Source organism: Nonomuraea rhodomycinica (genome assembly GCF_013363995.1).
Lineage (GTDB): Bacteria > Actinomycetota > Actinomycetes > Streptosporangiales > Streptosporangiaceae > Nonomuraea > Nonomuraea rhodomycinica.
This window is the reverse complement of the sequence record NZ_JABWGO010000002.1, coordinates 579,691-603,783: the sequence shown is the minus strand read 5'-3', so window position 1 is coordinate 603,783 and position 24,093 is coordinate 579,691. Positions and strand designations below refer to the sequence as shown.

The following is a 24,093-nucleotide window of genomic DNA, read 5'->3' as shown; positions in this document are numbered from 1 at the left end:
AAGCCGATCGCGAAAAAGGCGCAAAATGCCACAGGTGATCCCGCTAGGCTGCTGCGCATGTCTGAGCAGCACCAGCAGCCGATCGACCCGGCTGGCACCACGCAGCAGTTCCGCGCCTTCGCGCAGCGCTCCGACCAGGAGGCCGCCGCGGAGCCCAAGAAGTCTCCCCTCGTCCCGATCATCGCGGTGGTCGCGGCCATCCTCGTCATCGGCGTCGCCGCCTTCCTCGTCCTGCGCTAGGCCCGGTCCGCGCCAGGACTCCTCCTGCGCCGACCCGCGCGGTCTCCCGCACGGCGCCGACGGCCGGTCGACGACGACGGCCATCGGCGCTTTTCGCGCGCCCGCGAAAAGTTTGTCCGGCCCCTCCCATACCGACCAGTCGGTGTCGTGTGTTTCACTGCGAAGGAGGAGACAGGAGGACGAGCCGTGGCCGAGCCCGGGATCGTGGTCGTCGGCGCCGGTTTCTCCGGCATCGGCATGGGGATCGGGCTCAAGCGGGCCGGCTGCCACGACTTCGTCGTCCTGGAGCAGGCCGGCGACCTCGGCGGCACCTGGCGCGACAACACCTACCCCGGCTGCGCCTGCGACGTGCCGTCGCACCTGTACTCCTATTCCTTCGCGCTCGAACCCGGCTGGCCCCGGCTGTTCTCCAGCCAGCCCGACATCTGGGCGTACCTGCGCCGCTGCGCCGACCGCCACGGCGTCACCCCGCACATCCGCTACGGCGCCCGCGTGGTGTCCCTGGAGTACGACGAGCGCCGGAGGGGCTGGGAGGTGACCACCGCGGACGGCGAGGTGCTGCGCCCGCGCGCCGTCGTCTCGGCCGTCGGCGCCCTGCATGTCCCGTCGGTCCCCGACCTCCCCGGCGCGCCGACCTTCGCGGGCCCGGCGTTCCACTCCTCGCGCTGGGACCACGGGGTGGACCTGACCGGCAGGCGCGTCGCGGTGATCGGCACCGGCGCGTCGGCCGTCCAGTTCGTCCCGCGCATCGCCCCGCACGTGGCGCGGCTGACCGTCTTCCAGCGCACTCCCCCGTGGATCCACCCCAAGCCGGACCTCGCGCTGCCGCCCCTGGCCAGGAGGGCGCTGCGGCTGCCCGGCGCGGCCAGGGCGCTGCGCGACGTCCTGTACTGGCTGCTGGAGGCCCGCGCCCTCGGCTTCACCGTCCACCCGCGCCTGATGGCCGCGCACGAGCGGGCCGCCCGCGCGCACCTCACGGCGCAGATCCCCGACCCGGAGCTGCGCCGCCACCTCACCCCCGACTACACGATCGGCTGCAAGCGGGTGCTCATCTCCAGCGACTACTACCCGGCGCTGACCCGCCCGAATGTCGAGCTGGTCGCCTCCCCCGCCGCCGGGCTCCGGCCGCGCGCCGTCGTGGACGCCTCGGGCCGCGAGCACGAGGCCGACGTCGTCGTCTACGCCACCGGCTTCCGGGTCGCCGACGCCCTGCGCGAGCAGCGGATCGTCGGCCGGAACGGCGTCGAGCTCCAGGACGCCTGGCGCGGGGGCGTCGAGGCGTACTACGGCATCACCACGGCCGGCTTCCCGAACCTGTTCTTCCTGCTCGGCCCCAACACCGGGCTCGGGCACAACTCCGTCGTGTTCATGATCGAGTCGCAGATCCGGTACGTGCTCGACTGCCTGCGGCTGCTGTCGAGGACCGGCGCGCGGGCCCTCGACGTGCGGCCGGAGCGGCAGCGCGCCTTCAACCGGCGGCTGCGCGCCCGGCTCGACCCGCTCGTGTGGAACGCGGGCGGCTGCCGCTCCTGGTACCTCGACGAGCACGGCGTCAACCGGACGATGTGGCCGGGGTTCAGCTTCGAGTACTGGGCGCGCACCCTGAAGGCGAACCCCCGCGCGTACGAGCTGATCCGCTAGTCACCCGGCGGGCTTGACCACCAGGGCGCTGCCGCCACCCCGCCTGACCGGCTCGGCCACCGCCCGGACCCGGCCCGGACCGGTGAACTCCAGCGCCGTGGCCGCGCCGATCTCCGCCACACTGGCGAAGCTGTGCCGGCGCGCCTCCAGCTCTGCCCGGTGCACCTCCAGGAAGGCCGGCTCGGCCTGCGTCTGCGTGGCGTTGCGCTGCGAGGCGCGCGGAGCGGCCACGGCCTCCGGCAGGCCCATGCCCCACACGTACCGGTTGAGCAGGATCTGCAGCACCGTCGTGATGATCGTCGCGCCGCCGGGCGAGCCGACCGCCAGCACCGGCCTGCCGTCCTGGAAGACGATCGTGGGCGCCATGGACGAGCGCGGGCGCTTGCCCGGGCCCGGCAGGTTGGGGTCGCCGGGGGCGGGGCCGAAGGTGAAGTCGGTCAGCTCGTTGTTGAGCAGCACGCCCCGGCCCGGCACGACGATGCCGTTGCCGCCGGTGGACTCGATCGTCAGGTTGTAGGCCACCACGTTGCCCCAGCGGTCGGCCACCACCAGGTGCGTGGTCTCCGGCCCCTCGGCGGCGGTCGGCGTGGACGAGCCGCCCGGGTCGGCGCAGCCGCGGTAGTCGCCGTCCGGTTCACCGGGCTTGGCCGGCTCGGTCATCGCGAGCGGGCCGACGAGGCAGGCGCGTTCCTTGGCGAAGCCGTCGGACAGCAGCTCCTTCAGCGGCACGCCGGGGATGTCGCCGACGTACGCGTTGCGGTCGGCGAAGGCCAGCCGGGACGCCTCCAGGTACTCGTGCAGGCCGGCCTGCGGCAGCGCCTCGATGATGTTGAGCGCCTCGCCCACGGTCGAACCGCCGGAGGACGGGGGCGCCATGCCGTACACGCGCAGGCCCTTGAAGTCGACGCGCGTCGGCTCGCGCGTCAGCGCCCGGTAGGCGCGCAGGTCGGACAGCTCCATCAGGCCGGGGCGGACCTTGCGGGTGGCGCCCGGGGCGACGAGCGGCTGCTTGACGGTGGCGACGATCTCCTTGCCGAGCTGCCCGCCGTACAGCCAGCCGGGGCCTCGTCTGCCCAGCTCGCGGTAGGTGTCGGCGAGCTGCGGGTTCCTGAAGACGGAGCCGACGGGCGGCGGCGCGCCGCCCGGCAGGTAGAGGGCGGCGGTGGAGGTGATGTCCTTGAACCTGGCCAGGTTCGCCTGGGTCTGGTCGAAGAACGTCTGGTCGACCGTGAAGCCCTGCGACGCGACCTCGATCGCCGGCTGGAGCGCCTGCTTGAGCGAGATCGTGCCGAACCGGCGCAGCGCCAGGTCCCACTGGGCGACCGCGCCGGGCACGCCCGCCGACAGGCCGCTGGTGACGCCCTCCTCGAACGGGATGCCCTCGAACGACGTGGAGGTCATGGCCCTGGGCGCGGTCTCGCGGCCGTCGATGGTGTGCACCTTGCGGTGCCTGGCGTCGTAGAGCACCATGAAGCCGCCTCCGGCCAGGCCGGCGGAGTACGGCTCGGTGACGCCCAGCACGGCGCCGGCCGCCACGGCGGCGTCGACGGCGTTGCCGCCCTGCCGGAGCACGGCGATGGCGGCGCGGCTCGCGTCGTGGTCGACGGTGGCGACGGCGCCGCCGTACCCCTCGGCGACGGGCACCTTGCCGGCGGCGGTGGACGAGGAAGCGGTGGGCAGGGCTGAGGGAGCGGCTGCGGCCGTCGCCGGCGAGGCGGTGGCCAGCGTGACGAGGATTGCCGCTGCGGGAGCGATCACACGGCGCATGGCCTCCACGATGGCCCAGGTACGCCCGTCGTGGTAGGGCCCCCTCCCACATTGGACGGACGCGGCCGGCCGTCCGGCTGCCTTAGCGTGGGGGACGTGCGAGAGAAGTCCCGATACGCCCCTGTCCTTGGGCTCATCGTCGCCGTGGCCCAAGTTGTGGCGTCGCAGGGCGCGGCGTACGGGCAGCTGCACGTCAGGAAGCCGCTGGACGCGCTGTCCTACACGCTGCTGCTGCTGGGGCCGGCGGCCCTGGTGGTGCACCGCAGGTTCCCGGTCGGCTCGGCGGCCGTCGCGCTGCTCGTCACCTACCTGTACACGTGGCTCGACTACCCGCTCGGCCCCGTCTACATCGCGCCGACGATCACGCTCATCGCCCTGGTCCTGGTCGGACGGCGGGCGGTGGCCTGGAGCTTCGCCGGGGTCACGCTCGTGGTGTTCCTGGCCTACGGGCACTTCGGGACCACCGGGCAGCCCGGGCTGTTCCACGACCTGGCGATCACCGCGTTCATCATGCTCGTCATGGTGGGCTCGGAGCTGTGGGCGATCGTGCGCGAGCGGCGCGCCCAGCAGCAGCGCACGGCCGAGGAGGAGGCGCGGCGGCAGGCCAGCGAGGAGCGCCTGACCATGGCGCAGGAGCTGCACGACGTGCTCGCGCACAACATCTCGCTCATCCACGTGCAGGCCGCGACCGCGCTGCACCTCATCGACGACAACCCCGACCAGGCCCGCACCGCGCTGGCCACCATCAAGACCGCCTCCAAGGAGGTGCTCGGCGAGATGCGCTCCGTGCTCAACGTGCTGCGCGAAGGCGCGCCGCGCTTCCCCACCGCCGGGCTCGACCGGCTCGACGACCTGGTCGAGCGCTCCGGCCTGGACGTCACCCTGCGCCGCGACGGGACGCGTCCGCTGCCGCCGCAGGTGGAGCGGGCCGCGTACCGGATCGTGCAGGAGTCGCTCACCAACGCCGCCCGGCACGCTCCCGGCGCGCGGGTGACGGTCCAGCTGGAGTACGGCGAGCGGGAGCTGGCCGTCACGGTCACCGACACCGGCGCGACCTCTTCCCCGGAGCTGTCGGCGCACGGCACCGGCAACGGCATCCCCGGCATGCGCGAGCGCGCCTCCGCCCTGGGCGGCACACTGGTGGCCGGCCCGTGGGGCACCGGCTTCCGGGTCGCCGCCCGACTCCCCCTGCCCTCCGACCCGCTCTCCCCTCCGCTCTCCCCCGAGGACACGTGATGATCAGGCTGTTGCTGGCCGACGACCAGGCGCTGGTGCGCGCCGGCTTCCGCGCGCTGCTGGACGCCCAGCCCGACATGACCGTGGTGGCCGAGGCCGCCGACGGCGCGGAGGCCGTCCGGCTGTCGGCCGAGCACCAGCCCGACGTGGTGCTCATGGACATCCGCATGCCCGGCACCGACGGTCTGACGGCGACCCGCCGCATGCCGGAGGGGCCGCGCGTCATCATCCTGACGACGTTCGAGCTCGACGAGTACGTCTTCGAGGCGCTGCGCGGCGGCGCCAGCGGCTTCCTCGTCAAGGACACGGAACCGGCGGAGCTGATCCAGGCGGTCCGCGTGGTGGCGGCCGGCGAGGCCCTGCTCTCGCCGAGCGTGACGCGCCGCCTCATCGCGGAGTACGCCTCGCGCGCCAAGGAGCCGATGGCCACCGAGGCGCTGCGGCAGCTCACGGAGCGCGAGCGCGAGGTGCTGACGCTGGTGGGCGCGGGCATGACGAACGACGAGATCGCGGCCAAGCTGTTCATGTCGCCGGCCACGGCCAAGACCCACGTGAGCCGCGCCATGATGAAGCTCGGCGCCCGCGACCGCGCCCAGCTCGTCGTCATCGCGTACGAGTCGGGCCTGGTCAGACCGGGCTGGGTGTGACCGGACCGGACAAAAGCGGTTGAGGCGGGCGGCCGAGGGCGGGCAGGCTGGCCGCATGCGACGGACGTTCGAGGACCTGGTGGCGGAGGCCGAGGCGGAGCCGGTCGAGGGCTGGGACTTCTCCTGGCTCGACGGCCGCGCCAGCGAGGAGCGGCCCTCCTGGGGGTACGCGCGGCTGCTCGCCGGGCGCATGGCCGGGGCCTCGGCGGCCCTCGACATCCAGACGGGCGGCGGTGAGGTGCTGGCCGGGCTGCCGGTGCTCGCGCCCGTGACCGTCGCCACCGAGTCGTGGCCGCCGAACATCCCGGTGGCCGCCGCGCGGCTGCGCGAGCGGGGCGCGGCGCTGGTCGCCGACGACGAGGAGCCGCGCCTGCCGTTCCGCTCGGGCGTCTTCGACCTGGTGAGCAGCCGGCATCCGGTGCGGACGTGGTGGGCGGAGATCGCCCGGGTGCTGCGGCCCGGCGGCACGTACCTGTCGCAGAAGGTGGGCCCGCGCAGCGTGTTCGAGCTGGCCGAGTTCTTCCTCGGCCCGCTGGACGGCTCCGCCCGCGCCCCGGAGGCGGCCCGGTCCGAGGCCGAGGCGGCCGGGCTCACCGTGGTGGACCTGCGGGCCGAGCGGCTGCGGATGGAGTTCCACGACGTCGGCGCGGTGGTCTACTTCCTGCGCAAGGTGATCTGGATCGTGCCCGGCTTCACCGTCGAGCGTCACCGCGCGCGGCTGCGCGACCTGCACGACCGCATCGAGTCCGAGGGGCCGTTCGTGGCGCACTCCAGCCGGGTGCTCATCGAGGCGCGCCGTCCGGTGTGAGGGTGCGGGGGCCGCCGCCCAGGGCGTCCACGCAGAGCTGGGCGAACCAGGCGACGCCCGGCAGCGTGACCAGCCAGCCGAGCAGCGCCCAGCCGAGGTGGACGTGGGTGAGCGCCGCGGCCAGCGCCCGCACCCCCTCCGCCGTGACGCCGTCGGCCCGTTCGTAGGTGATCCGGCGCAGCCCGCGCGGGTGGTCCTCGGCGGCGGCCACCTCCAGCGCGACCGGGTCCCGGCGGGCCAGCCAGCGCCCGACCGGCGCGCACTGCCCGCACGTCCGCGCCACATGGATCACCGCCGGGGGCGGTGCGACCGGCCGGAGGCGGGGCAGCCAGGGCCGCACCGCCTTGCGGTACGCCTCCCACTCCGCGCCGTGGCGGGCCGCGAGCTGCTCGCCCTCGTGCCAGGCGGCCAGGCCCGCGCCGTACGCGAACGCGACCGCCGCCGCGCCGAGGAAGACGGGGTCGAGGGTGGCCAGCAGGAGGTAGCCGCCGGTCATGGCGGCCTGCATGGGGTTGCGCACGTACGCGTACGGCCCGCCGGTCACCAGCCGCCGCGGCGGGTCGTACGGCAGCGGCGTCCCCCCGCCGGACACCGCGAACTCCCGCACCGCGGCCAGCCCGAGCAGCCCCGGCACCGCCATGGCCTGGGCCAGCAGGCCGAGCGCCCAGGCGGGCTGCCGCCACGCCCCCGTCAGCAGCAGCGGCAGCCCCACCCCGAGCCCGGCCGCGAGCACGACCTGGGCCGCGGCGCGGGCCCGCAGCCGGCGGCCCGTCCACGTCCAGCGGGCGACCAGCAGGCCCGGCACCAGCGCGCAGGCGACGGCGACCGTCTCGCCCAGCAGCCAGTCGGGCCCGAGCACCAGCACCGGCCGCCCGAGCGGCATCACCGCCAGGTCCAGCCAGGCCAGCGCGGCGGCCGTGAGCGGCACGGGAGCGCCGGGGGCGGCGAGGGCCGGCACCGCGCCCCACAGCACCGCCCACCCGAGCAGCAGGTCGACCGGCACGCCCAGCGCCACGGCGCCCTGCGCGTGGAAGCTCCACCAGCCCAGGTGGAGGGCGAGGGCGTTGACGCCGCTGAGGGCGAGCGCGTTCCAGCCGGTGGCGAGCAGGGCGGCGGCGATCCGCGGCTCCTCCGGCCGCCGCACGGCGACGATCGCCGCCACGGCGAGGACCGGGCCCATCAGCGCCACCGCCCTGACCAGCGCCGCGCTCATGACGTGGACGCCGTCTCGGCACGCGCGGCGGCCGTCCCGGCGCGTCCAGCGGTCGTGTCGGCTCGCGTGAACGTCTCGGCCAGGTAGCCGGCCGCCTCGCCCAGCCCGTGGCGCTGGAGCGGGCCGAAGTACCAGGCCGGGTCGAACGTGCGCCGGTAGCGCAGCGACACGGTCAGGTCCGAGCGGGTCCACGCGAACCGGGCCTCCTCCAGGTCCAGCCACCGCGCCAGCGTCGTGTCCGCCACCACGTCGAACACCACCACGCCCGGCCCGCGCTCCTTGACCCGCAGCGTCATCGAGCGCGGCTCCAGGGGAGCGCCGATGCCGAGCGAGCGGCGCGGCGTGAAGGTGATCCGCCGGGTCGCCCCCACCTGGAGGCCCGCGCCCTCGGCCGCGAGCGGGCGCGGGAAGCCGAGGCGCAGGAACGCCGACTCCACCCGCGGGAACCTCGGCGCGACCGCCAGCGCCGCCTCGACGTCCGCGCCGCCGGTGGGACGGGTGGCGGTGACCACGTTGTCCCTGGGCAGCGAGGTGGCCTCCGTGGCGCCCTCGCTGACCAGGGCGAGCAGCAGCGGCGCCACCACCAGGTTGGCTCGTGGCCCCTTCCTGCGGGCGAAGTCGATGCCCAGCCCCACGAAGAGCCCCACCAGGTAGAACAGCGGCGCGGCGAACACCAGGCAGACGATGCCCTCGCCCAGCAGCGGCCCGGAGAGCGCCAGCCCGATGGTGATCACGGCCATGGTCGTGCCGAGCGCGCTCCTCGGCCGCGCGGCGAGCACCACCGTGATCGCGATGACGGCGGGGATGCCCACGTAGAACACCGCCGTCTGCTCCAGATGGCCCGCGTGCAGCACCCGGTAGGCGAACAACGCGGCGAACAGCGCCACCAGCACCCCGGCCAGCACCCGTCGTGACCTGCGCTGATGAACGGGATCCGGCTCCACGGACATGACGAACTCCTTGAGCGATCGGTTTAATCGAGTGATTAAACCGTATGATGAGGAGCCCGGAACCGGCAAGAGGGAAGATCGATGACGAAGCAGGCAGGGGCGGAGACGCGGGAGCGGCTCATCGAGGCCGCCGCGGAGACGCTGCGCACGGAGGGCTACGCCGGCACCAGCGCCCGCACCATCGCCAAGGCCGCCGGCGTGAACTCGGCGCTGGTCTTCTACCACTTCGGCGGGGTCGATCCGCTGCTGCTCGCGGCGCTCGACCGCTCCTCCGAGCAGCGGATGGCCGCCTACGAGACCGCCGTGTCCGGGGCCCGCACGCTGGAGGAGCTGGTCGCGGTCGCCACCGAGATCTACCGGGCCGACCTGGAGGGCGGCCACATCACGATGTTCTCCGAACTGGTCGGCGCCAGCATCGCCCGGCCCGAGCTGCGCGAGGAGATCGTGACGCGGTCGGAGCCGTGGATCGCGTTCGTGGAGCGCAACCTCGACCGCGTCATCGGCGGGTCGCCGCTGGCCAAGCTGCTGCCGCCGCGCGACCTCGCGTACGCGGCGATCACGTTCTACCTGGGCGTCAACCTCTTCACCCACCTCGACGCCGACCGGTCGCGCACGGAGGCGCTGTTCGCGCTGGCCGAGCGGGTCGCGCCGCGCGCCAAGCTGCTCACCGTGCGCCTCCCCCGCCGCCGCGGGGCCAGGGCCGGTGACAACGGGGCGACATAACTCTCACTGGCCGCATCCGGGACAACACGTTAGGTTGCCGGTAGAGCGCCGTCAGGGCGCCGGCGGGAGTGGAGGGCGTGGATGCAGGCGGCGGCTCTGCTCGTCTCCGGGCTCGTCGCGGGCCTTCTCGCCGGCACCGCGTCCTGCACGGCCGTCCAGGGCGGCCTCCTCGTGGGCCTGTCGGACCGCTCCTCACCGGGGCCCTCACCCGGGCCCTTACCCGGACCTTCATCACAGTCCTTACCCGGGCCTTCATCACGATCCTCGTCCAGATCCTCATCCGGGCCGGGCAGGGCAGGCGATGGCGGACCGGTCGTGGCGGCGCGGGTCGTCATCGGCTGGTTCCTGCTGGGCCGGTTCGCCGCCCACACCGTGCTCGGCGCGCTGCTCGGGTGGCTCGGCGCGACCGTGCAGCCGCCGCCGCCCGTCCGCGCGGCCCTGCTCGTGGCCGCGGGGTGCGCCGTCGTCGTGTTCGCCGTACGGCTGCTGCGCGGCCCGCGCCACGCCTGCGCCCCGCACGGGGGGACACCGGCACGCGACCGGCCCTCCGGGCGGCACCCGCTCGTCCTGGCCGGGTCGCTCGGCGCGGCCACCGTGCTCGTCCCGTGCGGCGTGACGCTCGGCGTGGAGATGGTCGCGGTCACCAGCGCCTCGGCGCTCGGCGGGGCGGCGGTCATGGCGGGGTTCGTGGCGGGCAGCGCGCCCGCGTTCGCCCTGCTGGGGTACGTGCTGCGGCGCGTCTCGCGCACCCGCGTGGCCCGGCTGGCCGGGGTCGTGGCCCTGGCCGCCGGCCTGTGGACGGCGGGCTCGGGACTCAACCTCGGCGGCTGGCTCCCCGGCGGCGGCGCTTCCCCGGCCGAGGCGGTCACCGGCGGCGACAGGCCCGCCGAGGGACCGATCACGGTGTGGGCGACCCGCGACGGCTACCGCCCCGGCCTGGTCACCGCCCCGGCGGGCGTCCCGGTCGAGATCGTCTTCAGGCTCGCCGACCCCGGCGCCTGCACCCGCACCGTCACCATCGACGGCCGCGACGTCCCCCTGCCCGCGACCGTGCGCCTGCCGCCCCAGCCACGCGGAACCCTCCGCTACGTCTGCGCGATGGGCATGTACACCGGCTTCATCAACTTCTCCTAGCCTCTCGGTGATTACGTTCCGCGTCGGCTCGGTCACATGTCACCCTGTGCGCATGGCGTGGTGGCAAGGTGAGGTGGCGGCACCGGCCGTTCCGGCGCCCCGGGTCGGCGACGAGCCGGAGCTGGTGCTCGCCGCGCAGGCGGGCGACCCGCGGGCCGCCCACCGGCTGGGCAAGCTCTGCGCCCAGCGCGGCGACCGCACGGCGGCCCGGCACTGGTGGGAGCGCGCCGCCGCGGCCGGCAACGTCGACAGCGCCTACAACCTGGGCGTCTGGCACGAGAAGCACGGCACTCTGGAGGAGGCCGTCGCCTGGTACGAGCGGGCGGCCGGGCTCGGCGACGTCGAGGCCGCGGTCAACCTCGCCACCCTGCTGCTGGAGCAGCGCGGCGACCTCGCCTCCGCGCGCGCCTGGTTCGAGCGGGCGGCCCGCTCCGGCTCCCGGGCCGCGGCCCGCCGGCTGGCGCTGATCTGCGAGGACGCGGGCGAGCTGCCCGCCGCGCGGCAGTGGCACCGCAGGGCGGCCGCGGAGGGCGACCACGCCTCCGCCCACGACCTGGGCTTCCTCGCGTACGCGGCGGGCGACGAGGCCGAGGCCGCGCGCTGCTGGGAGCACGCCACCCGGGGCGGCCACGCCGACTCCGCCTACCACCTGGGGCTGCTCCTCCAGGCGCGCCGCGACCCCGAGGGCGCCGAGGCGTACTACCGGCTGGCCGCCACCAGCGAGCACCCGGGGGCGGCCTCCAAGCTCGGCGGCATCGCGCTGTCGCGCGGCGACGTGCGCACCGCGCGGGCCTGGTACGAGCGGGCCGCGAACGCGGGACGGCCGGCCGACCAGCGGATGGCCGGGTACGTGTGCGTGGAGCTGGGCGACCCGGCGGGGGCCGGGCACTGGTTCGGCCGGGCGGCCGCGGCGGGCGACCCGGGCTCGGCCTACGGTTTCGCGCTGCTGCTCATCGCCGAGTACGGCGACCTGGCCTCCGGCCGGCACTGGCTGCGGGTGGCGGCGCAGGCCGGGCACCACCACGCGGCCGTGGAGCTGGGCGGGCTGCTGTCGGCGGCCGGGGAGTACGCCGAGGCGCAGCGGTGGCTGTCCGACCCGCCGCCGCCCGGCTGGGACCGGGTCACCGAGCCGGAGCTGGCCGCGCGGGCCGAGCTGGCCGCCGCCGCGACCGGCCGCCGGGGCGGCGTGCCGCTGGCCGTACCGGAGCTGTCGGAGCTGCTCGGCACCTGGGACCTGGTGACCCGGCCGCTGCGCGACCACAGCGGCGTCGTGCGGTGGCTGGTGGAGCACAGCGGCCTGCACGCGAGCGCGATCGAGCACTTCGCCTCGGTGCGCGGCACGCTGCTGCGGCCCGGCAGCTCGCCCTGGCCGAGCCAGGGCGAGGTCGAGCACGTCCTGGAGACCGCCCGCGACCTGCGGCGCCGCCTCGGGGTCCGCTGAGCGTCCGTCGGACGGGTCAGGCGGCCAGGACGTCGGCCACCGGCGTGCACAGCAGCCCGAGCGCCTCGGCGACCGGCGCGTTGGTGAGCTTCCCGTCGTGCGTGTTGAGGCCGGCCGCCAGCGCGGGGTCCTTGGCCAGGGCGTCGCGCCAGCCGAGGTTGGCCAGCTTCACCGCGTACGGGAGCGTGGCGTTCGTCAGCGCGTAGGTGGAGGTGTTGGGCACCGAGCCCGGCATGTTGGCCACGCAGTAGAACACCGACTCGTGGACCCGGTAGGTCGGCTCGGCGTGCGTGGTCGGGCGGGAGTCCTCGAAGCAGCCGCCCTGGTCGATGGCGATGTCCACGAGCACCGAGCCCGGCTTCATGCGCGAGACCAGGTCGTTCGAGACGAGCGTCGGCGCCTTGGCGCCGGGGATGAGGACGGCGCCGATGACCAGGTCGGCCTGCAGCACCTCCTGCTCGATCGCGTACGAGGTGGACACCAGGGTCTTCAGGCGGCCCTGGTAGATGGCGTCGATGAAGCGCAGGCGATCGACGTTCGTGTCGAGCACGGTGACGTCGGCTCCCATGCCGACGGCGATCTGCGCGGCGTTCAGGCCGGAGACGCCGCCGCCGATGACGACGACCTTGGCGGGGGCCACGCCGGGCACGCCGCCCGGCAGGACGCCGCGCCCGCCGTTGAAGCGCATCAGGTTGTACGCGCCGACCTGCGGGGCCAGCCGCCCGGCCACCTCCGACATCGGCGCGAGCAGCGGCAGCGCGTTGCCGACCTGGACGGTCTCGTACGCGATGCCGGTCGTCCCCGCCGACAGCAGCGCGTCGGTGCACGGCCGCGACGCCGCCAGGTGCAGGTACGTGAACAGCACCAGCCCCTCGCGCAGCCGGTGGTACTCCTCGGCGATGGGCTCCTTGACCTTGAGCACCATGTCGGCCTGGGCCCACACCTCGTCGGCGCTGTCGATCATCTTCGCGCCCGCCGCGAGGTACTCCTCGTCCGGGATGTGCGAGCCGAGGCCCGCGCCGCGCTGGACCGTCACCTCGTGGCCGTTGCGCACCAGCTCGTGGACGCCGGCGGGCGTGGCGGCGACCCGGTATTCATGGTTCTTGACCTCGGCAGGCACGCCGATCTTCATCGCGGAATCCTTTCGGGACGTGCTCCGGCACGGCGAGCGCCGTGCCGGAGGGGAGGTGTTAGAGGCGAGACCACGCTTCGGTGAGGACGGACCGGAGGATCGACCCGATCTCGTCGAACTCCCGCGGCCCCGCGATGAGCGGGGGCGCGAGCTGGATGACCGGGTCGCCCCGGTCGTCGGCACGGCAGTAGAGGCCCGCGTCGAACAGCGCCTTGGACAGGAAGCCGCGCAGCAGCCGCTCCGACTCGTCGGCCGTGAACGTCTCCTTCGTCGTCTTGTCCTTGACCAGCTCGATGCCCCAGAAGTAGCCGGAGCCGCGCACGTCGCCGACGATCGGCAGGTCGCGCAGGCCGTCGAGCGTCGCCTGGAACAGCGGTTCGTTGCGGGTGACGTGGCCGAGCAGGTCCTCGCGCTCGAAGAGGTCGAGGTTGGCCAGCGCCACGGCCGCCGAGACGGGGTGACCGCCGAAGGTGTAGCCGTGGGCGAACATGCTGTCGCCGTCCTTGAACGGCTCGAACAGCCGGTCGTGGGCGATCATGGCGCCGATCGGCGAGTAGCCGGAGGTCATGCCCTTGGCGCAGGTGATGATGTCAGGCACGTAGTCGAACTTCTCGCCGCCGAACATCGTGCCGAGGCGGCCGAAGGCGCAGATGACCTCGTCGGAGACGAGCAGCACGTCGTACTCGTCGCAGATCTCGCGCAGGCGCTGCCAGTAGCCGGGCGGGGGCGGGAAGCAGCCGCCCGCGTTCTGCACCGGCTCGGCGAAGACGGCCGCGACCGTGTCGGGGCCCTCCATCTCGATGGCGCGGGCCACGCGGTCGGCCGCCCAGATGCCGTACTCCTCGGGCGTCATGCCCTTGACGCCGGTGATCTCGTCGGCGCGGTAGTGGTTGGTGTTCGGCACGCGGACGGAGCCGGGGACGAGCGGCTCGAACATCTGCTTGAACGCCGGGATGCCGGTGATCGACAGGGCGCCCTGCGGGGTGCCGTGGTAGGCGATCTGGCGGCTGATGACCTTGTGCTTGAGGGGCTTGCCGGTGAGCTTGTAGTACTGCTTGGCGAGCTTCCAGGCGGTCTCGACGGCCTCGCCGCCGCCGGTGGTGAAGAACACCCGGTTGAGGTCGCCGGGCGTCATGGCCGCCAGCCGCTCGGCCAGCTCGGCGGCCTTCGGGTGGGCGTAGGACCACAGCGGGAAGAAGGCCAGCTCCTGGGCCTGCTTGGCGGCGGCCTCGGCCAGCTCGCTGCGGCCGTGCCCGGCCTGGACGACGAAGAGTCCAGCCAGCCCGTCGAGGTAGCGCTTGCCGTGGATGTCGTAGATGTACGAGCCTTCGCCCCGGACGATCGTCGGGATCTCTGCCTGCTGATAGGCGCTATGCCTGGTGAAGTGCAGCCACAGGTTGTCGTGCGCGGCCTTGAGGATGTCGTTTTCCGGCTGCGTCATGGTTATCTTCCCTTGCGTCTGATCTCACCACAGTGTGCATGTTCACCTGCGGATTGCCAAGTGAAAGCGTCGCGACACTCTGCAAGAAAACCGAGATCCGCAGAACCGCTATGTAACCGCTACGAAATCCGCAGTAGATTTGCGCGCGGGTCCTGCTCGTTTCCTGCGTTGTGGGAGCGTCTGTGATCCAATGAGACGTTGACTATCGAAACAACCCCGGGGGATCTTCCCGTGACTCCTGACCAGATAGAGAAAGCCGTCGCCGCCGCGATGCCACAGGGCGTCGACGAGCTCAGGCGGCTCGCCGCCATCCCGTCCGTCGCCTTCCCCGGGCACCCCGAGGAGCCCGTCTACGCGGCCGCCGCCATGACCGAGGAGCTGCTGCGCTCGGTCGGGCTGCCGCACGTCCAGCAGATCCCCGTCGAGGGCAGCTTCCCCGCCGTGTACGGCGAGGCGCCCGCGCCTCCCGGCGCGCCCACGGTGCTGCTGTACGCGCACTACGACGTGCAGCCCGCCGGCGACCCCGCCGCCTGGCGCACCCCGCCGTTCGAGCCCACGCTGATCGACGGGCAGCTCTACGGCCGCGGCACCGCCGACGACAAGTCCGGCGTCATCTCGCACATCCTCGCCCTGCGCGCCTTCCAGGGCCGCTTCCCCGTCGGCGTGAAGGTCATCATCGAGGGCCAGGAGGAGTACGCGGGCGAGCGCCTCGAAGCGTTCGTCGACCGCAACCCCGACCTGCTGCGGGCCGACGCCATCGTGGTCGCCGACACCGGCAACCCGCGCGTCGGCGACCCCTCCGTCACCACCTCGCTGCGCGGCATGGCGGCGTTCACCATGGAGGTCCGCACGCTGCGCGAGCCCGTGCACAGCGGCCAGTTCGGCGGCGCCGCCCCGGACGCGCTCGCCGCGCTCATGCGCATGGTCACCTCGCTGCACGACGACAACGGCGACGTCCGCGTCCCCGGCCTGCCGCGCGGCACCTTCCTCGGGCAGGGGCCGTCGGAGGAGGAGTTCCGCCGGACCGCCGGGGTGGTCGACGGCGTCTCGCTCGTCGGCTCCGGCTCGCTCGCCGACCGGCTGTGGGCGTCGTACGCCATCACCGTGACCGGCCTCGACGTGCCCACGGTCTCCGGGGCCATCAACGCCGTCCAGCCGGTCGCGCGGGCCCGCGTCACCGTCCGCATCCCGCCGGCCGGCGACCCGAAGACCACGGTCAACGCCGTCGTCGAGTTCCTGCGCCAGGTGGCGCCGTGGGGCGTGCAGGTGTCGTTCGGCGACTTCACCGTGGGGTCCGGCTTCCAGGCCGACTCCGGCGGCAAGGCCCGCGCGGCCCTCAACCGGGCCATGGAGCGCGCCTTCGGCCGCCCGCCGCGCGACGTCGGCGCCGGCGGCTCCATCCCGCTGGTCAACACGCTGCTGCGGCAGTACCCGGCGGCGGAGATCCTGCTGTTCGGCGCGGAGGACGAGGAGGCCGCGGTGCACGCGCCCAACGAGCGGGTGGACCTGGAGGAGCTGCGCCGGGTCGCCACGGCGGAGGCCCTCTTCCTGGCGGAACTCGGCGCCCCGTCGGCACTCGGGGTCTGACTTTTCGGGGCCCTTCACCCCGAGGTCATCACCTTCGGAGGTCGCTTCGCGACGTGGGAGCTCAGGCAGCGCCCGGTGGGGGGCTCGGCCGGCGCCCCCCACACCCCCACAAGGGCGCGGCCCTCGCTCACGCTCGGACGCCCTGATCGGGGCTGCGCCCCGAACCCCGGGCGAGGGGACTCCCGTCCCCTCGCGCTCCCCTGGGCCTGACCCGTGGCTTGACGGAAGCATGCGCGGGGCCGAGGTACAGGGCATGTACGTCTCCCTGCGGAACCCCCCAATCGGTAAGACGCCCCCTGCCAGAGGCTGTGCCCCTGGCTCCCATAATCGGCACCTGGACGCCGGCCATGAGGCGATGAAGTCACACCTTCTGGACGACGATCGAGTCCGGGAGCAGCCTCTCCAGGTCGTCCTCGTCCGAGGTGAAGACGGTGACCTGCCCCTTCTGCTGTCGTGCGACGACGGCGAGCACGGCGTCGATCGCGTACTTGTGGCCGTGCGGTCCGGCCTCGGTCAGGAGCCGGCGGCCCGGCGGGCCTGGTGCTTGCCGATGTCGGCGACGTCGAGCCGGGAGAGCACCCAGTCCCAGCGTTGCTCGGTGATCCTGCCGTCGCACGCCTCGACCACCGTCATGGGGGACGTCACCACTTCGGCCTGGCCTCGGGCAGCGAGGTCGAGCCAGGCGATCATCTTCCTGTCACCGCGCACGGCCAGGGACAGGGCCTCGCGGTCGAGAACGAAGATCCGCAGCGGCGGCTGCCCGCGCTCACCGCTTCGCCGGCTCACGCCGCCTCTTCTTCCTCGCGCTTCCCTCCGGCGCGGCGGCGCTCGTGCTCGGCGTCGAGCTCGTCCAGTTCCTTGCTCGCCGCCGCGCGCTCGTCCTCGGTGACCGGCCCGTACTCCTCCTCCAGCCAGTTCCCCAGCTCCAGCAACCGGTCCCGGTCACGCTTGAAGCGCGACGCCTCGGCGACATAGGCCCACAGGCCACGCTCTGCCACCTCCCCGCGGATCTCGTCGAGGAGTAGGACGCGCGCGCCTCCCCTTCGCCGATGCCGGTACTCGAGGTCGCGCTCCTAGACGATCTCCAGGTTGGCCATCATGCCCATGTCCTCGTGTTCGGCGTTGTGGCAGTGGAACAGGTAGCGGCCGCGGTAGCCGTCGAACCGGGTGATGATCTCCACCCCTTCGCCGGGCCGCAGTGAGACGGTGTCCTTGAGTCCCGCGTCGTGCGGCAGCGGCGGCCTGCCGCTGCGCGAGAGCACCCGGAAGCCGACCAGGTGCAGGTGGACGGGGTGGTGCACGTCGGCGACGAGCCGCCAGACCTCGACGTCGCCGAGCCGGGCGGTGACGTCGGTACGGGCCGGGTCGAACGGCAGGCCGCCGATGAGCCAGCCGTGGCCCGCGTGCATCTGCCCGGCGCGGAAGGCGAACTCCCGCACCCTGACGGCCTCCGAGCGCCGCCAGTCCGGCAGGTCGGTGGACAGCGCGCCGGGGATGCGGCTGTCGTCGGCGGCCTTGCGGGCGACGCGGAAGGCCATCACGTCCCGGGTACGGCCGGAGCCGAGCCGGTTGACCACCTTGACGAGGCTGCCGATCGGGACGCCGGAGAAGTCGACGACCACGTCGTAGCGTTCGGCGGGCGCGATCGGCAGCAGCCGGTGCGTGACCGGGGCGGCGAGCAGTCCCTGGTCGGCGCCGATCTGGACGAGGTCGAGGCGGCGGCCGTCGTCGGTGACCGCTTCGAGTTCGTAGTGGCGGGCGTTGGAGGCGTTGAGGACGCGCAGCCGGTAGCGGGCCGCGTCCACCTCGTGCACGGGCCACGGCGCGCCGTTGACGAGGATGACGTCGCCGAGGACCCCGGCGAGGTACGGCTCCCGGACGCCGGGACGCTGCCGCAGGGTGGGGTCGAGGGAGGGGTAGGCGAGGCTGCCGTCGGCGGCGAACGCCCGGTCGGCGATCATGAGGGGCAGCTCGCGCGGCCCGGCGGGCAGGCCGAGGGCGTCCTCGGCGTCGTCGCGGACGATGTGCAGACCGGCCAGGCCCCGCCAGATCGCGGGCGCCGTGAAGTCCATCCGGTGGTCGTGGTACCACAGCAGCGTGGGGCGCTGGTCCAGCGGGAACGTGTAGTCGCGCGTCAGCCTGCTCACCACCGCGCGCGGGTCGTTCATGCCGTGCATGGGAGTAGGACCGGGTTCCGCCCCCGCGACGGGACCGCCGTGTCCGCCGTGTCCGCCGTGCGGCATGGCGCGGGAATCGCCCATGCCGCCGTGCCCCATGGCGTGGGGCTGTGAGGCGCCCGTTCCGGTGTGCGCCGGCTGCGGGGGCTCCGGCCAGCCCGCGGGCAGGACGAGGTCGGTGGGGTACCCGTCGGAGGCCGCCGGGGTCCGTCCGCCGTGCAGGTGCACGACCGTCGGGACGGGCAGCTCGTTGCGGTGGGACACGGTGGTCGGCCGGCCGCGGCGCGACTCGATGGTCGGCCCCGGGAACGTCCCGTTGTACGTCCACAGCGGTGTCCTGACGCCGGGCAGGATCTCCGCGCTCACCTCACGCTGGATGATCTCGTAGCGGTCGGCGCCGCCGGAGGCGCCGACCGGCTTCAGCACGGCGGGAATCGGCAGCGGCACCTGGAACGGGGGCGGCAGCGGTACGGCGCTGCGCAGTTCGGCGCCGGTGGCCGCCGGGCGGCGGGCCAGCGCGGCCGCGCTCGTCAGCCCGGTGGCGGCCATCAGGCCGAGCGCCCCGCCGATGCCCAGCACCCGCCTCCTGGTCATGCCCTGACCGTCACGCATTCCGGGCCTCCTCGCGCAGGAGGGGCCGCCGCCACACGTCGATGAACTGCACCACGACCGCGACGATGGTCATCACTCCCAGCGGGAGGTGCAGCCACAGCGTCCCGTCCAGCCCGGCGAAGTACTGCACGGTCTCGGCCGCCACCACGGCCGCCGTGGCGAGGAACGGCCAGGCCTGACGCAGCCGGGCCCAGACCGCGATCGCGACGATCAGCTGCAGGTATCCGATGGAGGTGACGACGTTCGCGCCGGCCGCGTGCAGACTCAGGCCGTCGAAGTCGCCGCTCAGATACACCCCGGCGAACACCGGCTGACCGGCGATCGCCGCCGCGTGCGCGCTGACGACGGCTCGCAGCGTCCATCCCGTGGGTGTCGTCCGGGACTCGGCCACGGTGAGCATGGGATCCCTCCTCGCTCTTGTCCGGATGCCGCGAACGGCTTGTCCGATTCGCGAACGACCCCGACGCTATGGCCGCAGAGTTATATTGTCTAAGATCTATATTGCTATGGTGTTATGACTTGCGAGGTATGACAGGGCCGCGGTCAGCCTCCGTCGCCCACGGGCGGAGCTTGTTCGGGTCGCGTACGGCCCAGACGCGCGTGATCCGGTCGTCCGCGACCTCGAACGCGCACACCGACATGGTGACGCCGTCCTGCTCGGCCGCCGGGGCCGGCGTCCGGTTGCGCTACCTGCCGTCGAACCTGAGCAGCGAGCGCACGATCCGCCCGGCGCCCTCGATCGGGTGGAGCGCGGCGCCGACGAGATGCCGACCTGCCGGGACGCCGGCCCCGCTCGTTCACGATCACGCTCAGCGCGGGACCGAGAGGGCCGTCTCCGGGCTCGGACTGGGCGGGCTCGGCTCGTCGCCGGACCCGGCCGGGGCGTCCTGACCGTTCAGTCCAGACACCTGAAATGGACACGACGGATGGCCGGAGCCGACCCGCTGGCCCGCCACCCCGGCGGCGTCACCAGGGCGCTGGCCGCATGGGAGCGGCGGCTGCGGCCCTCCATCGGCCACCTCCAGGGCAACGGATTGCCGATCACCTCCCCGCTGCTGCTCCGCCGGCGTACCTAGGGCAAGGCGGCCCGGATGAAGGACATGGACTTCTCCCACCCCGGCCTCGCGCTCGCCCGGTCCCGTTGAGCCGGCCCGCGTGCCGCGTGGAGCCCCGCCGGCGGCGGCCAGCCGCCGGTGGGAGGGCGTCAGAGCTCCGTGTGCGCCCTGAAGCGTTCGTGGGCCGCCTGCTTGGAGATCCCCATCGCGTCTCCGATCTCCGACCAGGACGCGCCGCCCTCGCGGGCCGCGGCGACGGCCCGGTCGAGCAGGGCCCGCTGCCAGCTCTCCACCTGCGACAGCAGGGTGAGGGCGGCGAGGGGGCGCTCGCCGGTGAGGTTGGCGACCTGCTCGCACAGCAGGTTCGACTTGACGACCAGCCAGTTGGGCGGGGCGGCGAGGAGCAGCGGGCCGGCGTGCCGGGTCCAGCGGTCCTCCGCCTGCTTGGCGCCCTCCGGCGTGGGCGGGTGGCGGCGCCCGTCGGCCCAGCCGCAGGAGCACGCGGCCTGGTAGCCGATGAAGGCCCGGGTGAAGGCTCCGGCGGATCGGGCGAGCTCGCCGTCGGGCAGGACCGGCGCCGCGTAGCCCTCGTGGCCGGGGATGTCGGCCATCTTCAGTGGCATGGCCGTCAAGATACCCTGACGATCGGGGAAATCGTCAAGGATTCCTGACGCTTTCACCGGGTCGTGGTGGCCCGTTCGACGAGCGCCACGGTGGCCCGCGGGTCGGCGACCTCGACCACGAGCCGGGCGTAGCGCTCGTCGGCCAGCTCGATGACCACGGCCTTGGCCGGGTCGTGGACGTCCCAGAAGACCTTCTCCCCGTCGCGGTGGAAGGTGCCGGCGGCTATGACGCCGGGGATGTGCGCGCCGGGAGCGCGCAGGCCCTTGGGGTCGCCGACGATGCCGGGGTCGGCGGTGGCGCCGCGGACGTTGACCAGCGGGATGACCAGCCGGCTCTTGAGCGCCCAGAGCTTGTCGAGCCCCTCGATCTCCACGACCAGACTGTCGCCGTCGATGCTGATCCGTGCCATGTCGGTACTCCTTTACACGTGGTGGGTGAGCCGGTGGGCCAGCGCGGCGCCGGCCTGGTCGATGTTCGCGCCGGAGGCGCCGGCCCTGGCGCGCAGCCGGAGGCCGAGGATCGTCGCGGTGAGCGCGAGGGCCACGCCGTCCTCACCGCCGTCCTCGCCCCCGCCCCCGCGCCCGCCCCCGCCCCCGTCATGCTCGGCGTGCCGTCCGGCCGCCGCCCTCGCGGCCTGGTCGAAGGCGGCCAGCACGGGGGCCAGCTGGTCGGCGACCTCGGGGTCCACCGGCGCGCGTTCGACCGCGGCCATCAGCAGCAGGTTCAGGCCCGCCTCGGCGGCGGGCTCGCCGACGGCCACGCGCAGCGCCTCGGCGAGGTCGCCGGCGCCCGCGACGCGGTCGACGAGGGGGGCGACGTGGTGCTCCAGGGACCAGCGCAGGGCCGCCTGGTACAGCCCCCGCTTGCTGCCGAAGGTCTTGTACAGGCTGTTGCGGTGGACGCCGAGGTGGGTCACCAGGTCGTCCATGGAGATGCCGTCGTAGGACCGGGTGGAGAACAGCTCTGCCGCCGACCGGACCACGGTGGCCTCGTCGAAACCTCTTGGTCGTCCCATGGCTAGAGCAAAGCAGTTTAGGAACGAATAGTCAAGAACGTTCATTCCTAAACTCGCAAGCGGCTCTACTCGATCATGGTTCCGCAGCGGTAGCCCTCCACGCGCTCCGGGTCGAGCTGGAGGTGGGCGAGGTTCGTGGTCTCGATGGGGCGGCGGAAGGTCTCCTGCCGATCGCAGTCGTACAGGACGTACGTGCCGTCGCTCTCGCCGAGGAGCATCATCCAGCGCCCGCCGTACAGCGGCTTGTCGTTCTCGGCGTTCTTCAGGACGGCCCACTGGTCCTGGAAGCCGACGTAGCCGAGCAGGTCGTCGGCCTGCCCGGTGTCGCGCACCTCGACGGCGGCCTCGATCATGCTCAGGATCAGCACGAAGCCGAGCCCGAGGCCGGTGAGGGCGCCGACGAGGACCTTCATGCCGGCGCGGCCGACCGGCCTGCGGCGCATGAGCCGGAACGGCACCACGAACGCCAGCACGCCCAGCCCGACCGCGACGACCACCATGAGCCCCACCGTCAGATCGGTGACCAGGTTGACCAGGCCCCAGTACGTCGCCCCGCACCACAGCGCGGCCAGGGCGGCCACGATCCAGGGACGGGCGCGCACCGCGGCGAGCAGCCGGCCGGCCGCGCCACGGGTGACCTTGTCGAGCAGCCAGCCGAGCCCGACGGCGGCGCCCACGGCCGGGACGAGCGCGAGCACGAGCAGGATGAGCGTGCCCATGAGGCGCCCCAGCAGGACGGACTGGTCGATGCCGGCCTGCTGGGGGTTGATGCCGAACACCCGGTAGATCTGCTCGATGCCGAGGTACAGCACCGCGTACAGCCCGACGCCCACGGGCACGACGACGGACCCGATGCGTTCGAGGATGGCGACCACCCCGCCGCCGTCGTCACCCTGCCCGCCCGAGGGGGTGGAGAAAGGGGGCTGCTCGACCGGCTCCGGGCGCGGTGCGGGGGTGCTCATGTGGGGGGCGCTCCTTGGTGCTGAGGGGAACGATGGTGACACACGGCCCACGAACCGGACGAAATCACCCCTGAACCCCTCAACCCCTGAACGCTTCGACAGATACTCTCGGGTGGGTGACCGAGAGAGAGCTGACGATCAGGTTGTCGCCGGATCAGGCGTTGGTTCTCTCCGACTGGCTCGACCGGATGATCGGCACTGCGGAGTTCGACAGCCTGGTCGATCAGGACCGCGCGGTCTGGTCGCCGCTGTACCTGATCGCCGGGTCCCTGGAGACCTCGCTGGCGGAGGTTTTCCTGCCGGACTACACCGAACGCCTGAACGCCGCACGAGAGCGGCTGACAGGCGCTCTCGACCAGGGGTAGCCGCCGGGCGCCGCCCGCGCGCGGTGGTGGGGGGTACGGTGCGACACATGAGCGACGACCGTATCGATCCCCCGCTGGCCGGCGACGAGCGTGACACCCTGGCCGGCTTCCTCGACTGGCAACGTGACACCCTCGCGTGGAAGTGCGCCGGGCTGACCGACGAGCAGCTCCGGCTGCGCGCCGTGCCGCCGTCCGGCATGTCGCTGCTCGGGCTGGTGCGGCACCTGGCGCACGTGGAGCGGGCCTGGTTCCGGCACGTGCTGGCCGACGAGGACGTGCCGCTCCTGTGGGGCAAGGAGACGAACCGCGACGCCGACTTCGACGACGTGGACGAGGCCTCTGCCGAGGAGGCGTTCGCGGCCTGGCGGGCCGAGGTGGAGCACGCGCGCGAGGTGTCGGCGGACCTGCCCCTCGACGCCCTCGGCAAGCGGCTGCGCCACGGCGAGGCGTACTCCCACCGCTTCATCCTCGTCCACATGATCGAGGAGTACGCCCGCCACAACGGCCACGCGGACCTGCTGCGCGAGCACATCGACGGCGCCACCGGAGAGTGACCGCCGGCGGCGCGATGAGTTTCCCTGTCCTCGCCGGTCCATATGACCGGGTACGTCCATAAGGGTGAGGAGAGACATGGCGACGTTCGCGTTGATCCACGGTGGGGGCGGCAGCGCCCGCGACTGGCGGCTGGTCGTGCCGGAGCTGCGCCGCAGGGGCCACGACGCGGTGGCGGTGGACCTGCCGGTCGAGGACGAGTCCGCCGGGCTCGGCGACTACGCCGACACGGTCGTGAAGGCGGTCGGCGACCGGCCCGGCCTGGTCGTCGTCGGCCACTCCTGGGGCGGTTTCGTGGCTCCCCTGGTCTGCGATCGCGTACGGGCCGAGCTGCTGGTGCTGGTGACGGCCATGATCCCGGCCCCGGGCGAGCGGCCGGCCGACTGGTGGGACAACACCGGCTGGCGTCCGTCGGACGACGGCGACGACGTGGACCTCTTCCTGCAGGACGTGCCGCCCGACCTGGCGGCCGACGCGAGGGCCGGCACCCGGCGCCACTCGGGCACGGCCGACGGCGAGCCGTGGCCGCTGCGGGAGTGGCCGGACGTGCCGACGCGGTTCCTGCTCTGCCGGGACGACCGGTTCTTCACGCCCGCGTTCATGCGGGAGGTCGTCCGCCGGCGGCTCGGCGTCACGCCGGACGAGATCCCCGGCGGCCACTGCCCCATGCTGGCCCGTCCGGCCGAGCTGGCGGAGCGGCTGATCGGCTACCTCGGCTGACCGCCTCGCCGCCCGGCGACGCTCACGACCTCGGCCGTGCCGCCCGACCGC

Annotated in this window: 26 protein-coding genes; 13 read left to right on the top strand and 13 right to left on the bottom strand. The window is 73.5% G+C overall.

Annotated features, from left to right (window positions below):
- Positions 1–57 precede the first annotated feature (57 nt).
- Positions 58–240, top strand: a complete 183-nt coding sequence (locus HT134_RS13775) for a hypothetical protein (RefSeq protein ID WP_175600734.1) — start codon at positions 58–60, stop codon at positions 238–240.
- Between the two features lie 186 nt (positions 241–426).
- Positions 427–1,881, top strand: a complete 1,455-nt coding sequence (locus HT134_RS13770) for a flavin-containing monooxygenase (protein WP_175600733.1) — start codon at positions 427–429, stop codon at positions 1,879–1,881.
- Here the strand turns inward: HT134_RS13770 and HT134_RS13765 are convergent, their stop codons facing one another.
- Positions 1,882–3,648, bottom strand: a complete 1,767-nt coding sequence (locus tag HT134_RS13765; protein WP_175600732.1) for a gamma-glutamyltransferase family protein — start codon at positions 3,646–3,648, stop codon at positions 1,882–1,884.
- 96 nt (positions 3,649–3,744) lie between these two features.
- Here HT134_RS13765 and HT134_RS47610 point away from each other — a divergent pair, with 96 nt between their 5' ends.
- From HT134_RS47610 to HT134_RS13750, 3 genes are read left to right on the top strand one after another with little or no spacing between them, the layout of a single operon-like run.
- Positions 3,745–4,884, top strand: coding sequence for a sensor histidine kinase (locus HT134_RS47610; RefSeq protein WP_175600731.1), 1,140 nt, complete (start codon positions 3,745–3,747; stop codon positions 4,882–4,884).
- A complete protein-coding gene (locus HT134_RS13755) occupies positions 4,884–5,531 on the top strand; it encodes a response regulator (RefSeq protein ID WP_175600730.1) in 648 nt (215 codons plus the stop codon). Before HT134_RS47610 ends, HT134_RS13755 begins: the two co-directional genes overlap by 1 nt.
- 55 nt (positions 5,532–5,586) lie before the next feature.
- Entirely contained in the window at positions 5,587–6,339 is a 753-nt protein-coding gene (locus HT134_RS13750) for a class I SAM-dependent methyltransferase (RefSeq protein WP_175600729.1), read from the top strand.
- Here HT134_RS13750 and HT134_RS13745 read toward each other — a convergent pair.
- Both HT134_RS13745 and HT134_RS13740 read right to left on the bottom strand, forming a co-directional pair.
- Positions 6,314–7,552 carry a methyltransferase family protein gene (locus HT134_RS13745; protein ID WP_175600728.1) on the bottom strand — a complete coding sequence of 413 codons (1,239 nt, stop codon included), beginning with the start codon at positions 7,550–7,552 and terminating at the stop codon, positions 6,314–6,316. The two genes, HT134_RS13750 and HT134_RS13745, sit on opposite strands and share 26 nt — an antisense overlap.
- Positions 7,549–8,502 carry a hypothetical protein gene (locus HT134_RS13740; RefSeq protein WP_175600727.1) on the bottom strand — a complete coding sequence of 318 codons (954 nt, stop codon included), beginning with the start codon at positions 8,500–8,502 and terminating at the stop codon, positions 7,549–7,551. Before HT134_RS13740 ends, HT134_RS13745 begins: the two co-directional genes overlap by 4 nt.
- Positions 8,503–8,583: 81 nt before the next feature.
- Between HT134_RS13740 and HT134_RS13735 the strand changes: the two genes are divergently transcribed.
- The 3 genes from HT134_RS13735 (at position 8,584) to HT134_RS13725 (ending at position 11,800) form a co-directional block, all read left to right on the top strand.
- Complete coding sequence (locus HT134_RS13735; protein ID WP_175600726.1) at positions 8,584–9,225, top strand: TetR/AcrR family transcriptional regulator; 642 nt, start codon at positions 8,584–8,586, stop codon at positions 9,223–9,225.
- 81 nt (positions 9,226–9,306) lie between these two features.
- Positions 9,307–10,359, top strand: a complete 1,053-nt coding sequence (locus HT134_RS13730; RefSeq protein WP_175600725.1) for a sulfite exporter TauE/SafE family protein — start codon at positions 9,307–9,309, stop codon at positions 10,357–10,359.
- 52 nt (positions 10,360–10,411) lie between these two features.
- Positions 10,412–11,800, top strand: a complete 1,389-nt coding sequence (locus HT134_RS13725) for an SEL1-like repeat protein (RefSeq protein WP_175600724.1) — start codon at positions 10,412–10,414, stop codon at positions 11,798–11,800.
- Positions 11,801–11,816: 16 nt separating this feature from the next.
- Here HT134_RS13725 and ald read toward each other — a convergent pair whose 3' ends face one another.
- Together ald and HT134_RS13715 are read right to left on the bottom strand one after the other, a co-directional pair.
- On the bottom strand, positions 11,817–12,932 hold the full coding sequence (gene ald, locus HT134_RS13720) for an alanine dehydrogenase (protein ID WP_175600723.1): 1,116 nt from the start codon (positions 12,930–12,932) through the stop codon (positions 11,817–11,819).
- A 58-nt stretch (positions 12,933–12,990) separates the two neighbouring features.
- The gene (locus tag HT134_RS13715) at positions 12,991–14,373 is read right to left on the bottom strand and encodes an aspartate aminotransferase family protein (protein ID WP_175600722.1); all 1,383 of its coding nucleotides are present in this window, start codon (positions 14,371–14,373) and stop codon (positions 12,991–12,993) included.
- 231 nt (positions 14,374–14,604) lie between these two features.
- Between HT134_RS13715 and HT134_RS13710 the strand changes: the two genes are divergently transcribed.
- Positions 14,605–15,960: a dipeptidase gene (locus tag HT134_RS13710; protein ID WP_175600721.1), complete on the top strand. Its 1,356-nt coding sequence runs from the start codon at positions 14,605–14,607 to the stop codon at positions 15,958–15,960.
- A gap of 513 nt (positions 15,961–16,473) precedes the next feature.
- Here HT134_RS13710 and HT134_RS45515 read toward each other — a convergent pair.
- From HT134_RS45515 to HT134_RS13690, 4 genes are all read right to left on the bottom strand, one after another.
- On the bottom strand, positions 16,474–16,746 hold the full coding sequence (locus HT134_RS45515; RefSeq protein WP_246364384.1) for a hypothetical protein: 273 nt from the start codon (positions 16,744–16,746) through the stop codon (positions 16,474–16,476).
- Positions 16,743–16,958 (bottom strand): CopG family transcriptional regulator, encoded by a 216-nt coding sequence (locus tag HT134_RS13700; protein WP_217707803.1) that lies wholly within the window; start codon positions 16,956–16,958, stop codon positions 16,743–16,745. The genes HT134_RS45515 and HT134_RS13700 overlap by 4 nt, the downstream gene beginning before the upstream one ends.
- Before the next feature lie 75 nt (positions 16,959–17,033).
- Entirely contained in the window at positions 17,034–18,749 is a 1,716-nt protein-coding gene (locus HT134_RS46900; protein ID WP_175600720.1) for a multicopper oxidase family protein, read from the bottom strand.
- On the bottom strand, positions 18,742–19,149 hold the full coding sequence (locus HT134_RS13690) for a hypothetical protein (RefSeq protein ID WP_217707802.1): 408 nt from the start codon (positions 19,147–19,149) through the stop codon (positions 18,742–18,744). Before HT134_RS13690 ends, HT134_RS46900 begins: the two co-directional genes overlap by 8 nt.
- Positions 19,150–19,675: 526 nt before the next feature.
- Here HT134_RS13690 and HT134_RS13685 point away from each other — a divergent pair.
- Entirely contained in the window at positions 19,676–19,825 is a 150-nt protein-coding gene (locus HT134_RS13685) for a hypothetical protein (protein ID WP_175600719.1), read from the top strand.
- A 128-nt stretch (positions 19,826–19,953) separates the two neighbouring features.
- On the opposite strand, the gene HT134_RS13680 is transcribed toward HT134_RS13685, so the two are convergent.
- The 4 genes from HT134_RS13680 to HT134_RS13665 all read right to left on the bottom strand — a co-directional run bounded on the left by HT134_RS13680 (position 19,954) and on the right by HT134_RS13665 (position 22,405).
- Positions 19,954–20,427 (bottom strand): hypothetical protein, encoded by a 474-nt coding sequence (locus HT134_RS13680; protein WP_217707801.1) that lies wholly within the window; start codon positions 20,425–20,427, stop codon positions 19,954–19,956.
- 53 nt (positions 20,428–20,480) lie between these two features.
- On the bottom strand, positions 20,481–20,837 hold the full coding sequence (locus HT134_RS13675) for a hypothetical protein (RefSeq protein ID WP_175600718.1): 357 nt from the start codon (positions 20,835–20,837) through the stop codon (positions 20,481–20,483).
- Positions 20,838–20,849: 12 nt separating this feature from the next.
- Positions 20,850–21,443: a TetR/AcrR family transcriptional regulator gene (locus tag HT134_RS13670; protein ID WP_175600717.1), complete on the bottom strand. Its 594-nt coding sequence runs from the start codon at positions 21,441–21,443 to the stop codon at positions 20,850–20,852.
- 65 nt (positions 21,444–21,508) lie between these two features.
- Complete coding sequence (locus tag HT134_RS13665; protein WP_175600716.1) at positions 21,509–22,405, bottom strand: hypothetical protein; 897 nt, start codon at positions 22,403–22,405, stop codon at positions 21,509–21,511.
- Positions 22,406–22,521: 116 nt separating this feature from the next.
- On the opposite strand from HT134_RS13665, the gene HT134_RS13660 reads away from it, so the two are divergent.
- From HT134_RS13660 to HT134_RS13650, 3 genes are all read left to right on the top strand, one after another.
- Entirely contained in the window at positions 22,522–22,770 is a 249-nt protein-coding gene (locus HT134_RS13660; protein WP_217707800.1) for a hypothetical protein, read from the top strand.
- Positions 22,771–22,817: 47 nt separating this feature from the next.
- Positions 22,818–23,324: a DinB family protein gene (locus HT134_RS13655; RefSeq protein ID WP_175600715.1), complete on the top strand. Its 507-nt coding sequence runs from the start codon at positions 22,818–22,820 to the stop codon at positions 23,322–23,324.
- A gap of 76 nt (positions 23,325–23,400) precedes the next feature.
- Positions 23,401–24,042: an alpha/beta fold hydrolase gene (locus HT134_RS13650; RefSeq protein WP_175600714.1), complete on the top strand. Its 642-nt coding sequence runs from the start codon at positions 23,401–23,403 to the stop codon at positions 24,040–24,042.
- Positions 24,043–24,093 lie beyond the last annotated feature (51 nt).

Bases quoted from the DNA above. Each gene is read 5' to 3' on its own strand.
- HT134_RS13665 (WP_175600716.1), bottom strand. From the start codon at position 22,405: ATGAGCACCCCCGCACCGCGCCCGGAGCCGGTCGAGCAGCCCCCTTTC.
- HT134_RS13740 (WP_175600727.1), bottom strand. From the start codon at position 8,502: ATGTCCGTGGAGCCGGATCCCGTTCATCAGCGCAGGTCACGACGGGTG.
- HT134_RS13745 (WP_175600728.1), bottom strand. From the start codon at position 7,552: ATGAGCGCGGCGCTGGTCAGGGCGGTGGCGCTGATGGGCCCGGTCCTC.
- HT134_RS13690 (WP_217707802.1), bottom strand. From the start codon at position 19,149: ATGCTCACCGTGGCCGAGTCCCGGACGACACCCACGGGATGGACGCTG.
- HT134_RS13725 (WP_175600724.1), top strand. From the start codon at position 10,412: ATGGCGTGGTGGCAAGGTGAGGTGGCGGCACCGGCCGTTCCGGCGCCC.
- ald (WP_175600723.1), bottom strand. From the start codon at position 12,932: ATGAAGATCGGCGTGCCTGCCGAGGTCAAGAACCATGAATACCGGGTC.
- HT134_RS13680 (WP_217707801.1), bottom strand. From the start codon at position 20,427: ATGCCACTGAAGATGGCCGACATCCCCGGCCACGAGGGCTACGCGGCG.
- HT134_RS13765 (WP_175600732.1), bottom strand. From the start codon at position 3,648: ATGCGCCGTGTGATCGCTCCCGCAGCGGCAATCCTCGTCACGCTGGCC.
- HT134_RS13755 (WP_175600730.1), top strand. From the start codon at position 4,884: ATGATCAGGCTGTTGCTGGCCGACGACCAGGCGCTGGTGCGCGCCGGC.
- HT134_RS13775 (WP_175600734.1), top strand. From the start codon at position 58: ATGTCTGAGCAGCACCAGCAGCCGATCGACCCGGCTGGCACCACGCAG.
- HT134_RS13655 (WP_175600715.1), top strand. From the start codon at position 22,818: ATGAGCGACGACCGTATCGATCCCCCGCTGGCCGGCGACGAGCGTGAC.
- HT134_RS13675 (WP_175600718.1), bottom strand. From the start codon at position 20,837: ATGGCACGGATCAGCATCGACGGCGACAGTCTGGTCGTGGAGATCGAG.
- HT134_RS13670 (WP_175600717.1), bottom strand. From the start codon at position 21,443: ATGGGACGACCAAGAGGTTTCGACGAGGCCACCGTGGTCCGGTCGGCG.
- HT134_RS13730 (WP_175600725.1), top strand. From the start codon at position 9,307: ATGCAGGCGGCGGCTCTGCTCGTCTCCGGGCTCGTCGCGGGCCTTCTC.
- HT134_RS46900 (WP_175600720.1), bottom strand. From the start codon at position 18,749: ATGCGTGACGGTCAGGGCATGACCAGGAGGCGGGTGCTGGGCATCGGC.
- HT134_RS13685 (WP_175600719.1), top strand. From the start codon at position 19,676: ATGGCCGGAGCCGACCCGCTGGCCCGCCACCCCGGCGGCGTCACCAGG.
- HT134_RS13735 (WP_175600726.1), top strand. From the start codon at position 8,584: ATGACGAAGCAGGCAGGGGCGGAGACGCGGGAGCGGCTCATCGAGGCC.
- HT134_RS13650 (WP_175600714.1), top strand. From the start codon at position 23,401: ATGGCGACGTTCGCGTTGATCCACGGTGGGGGCGGCAGCGCCCGCGAC.
- HT134_RS13715 (WP_175600722.1), bottom strand. From the start codon at position 14,373: ATGACGCAGCCGGAAAACGACATCCTCAAGGCCGCGCACGACAACCTG.
- HT134_RS13750 (WP_175600729.1), top strand. From the start codon at position 5,587: ATGCGACGGACGTTCGAGGACCTGGTGGCGGAGGCCGAGGCGGAGCCG.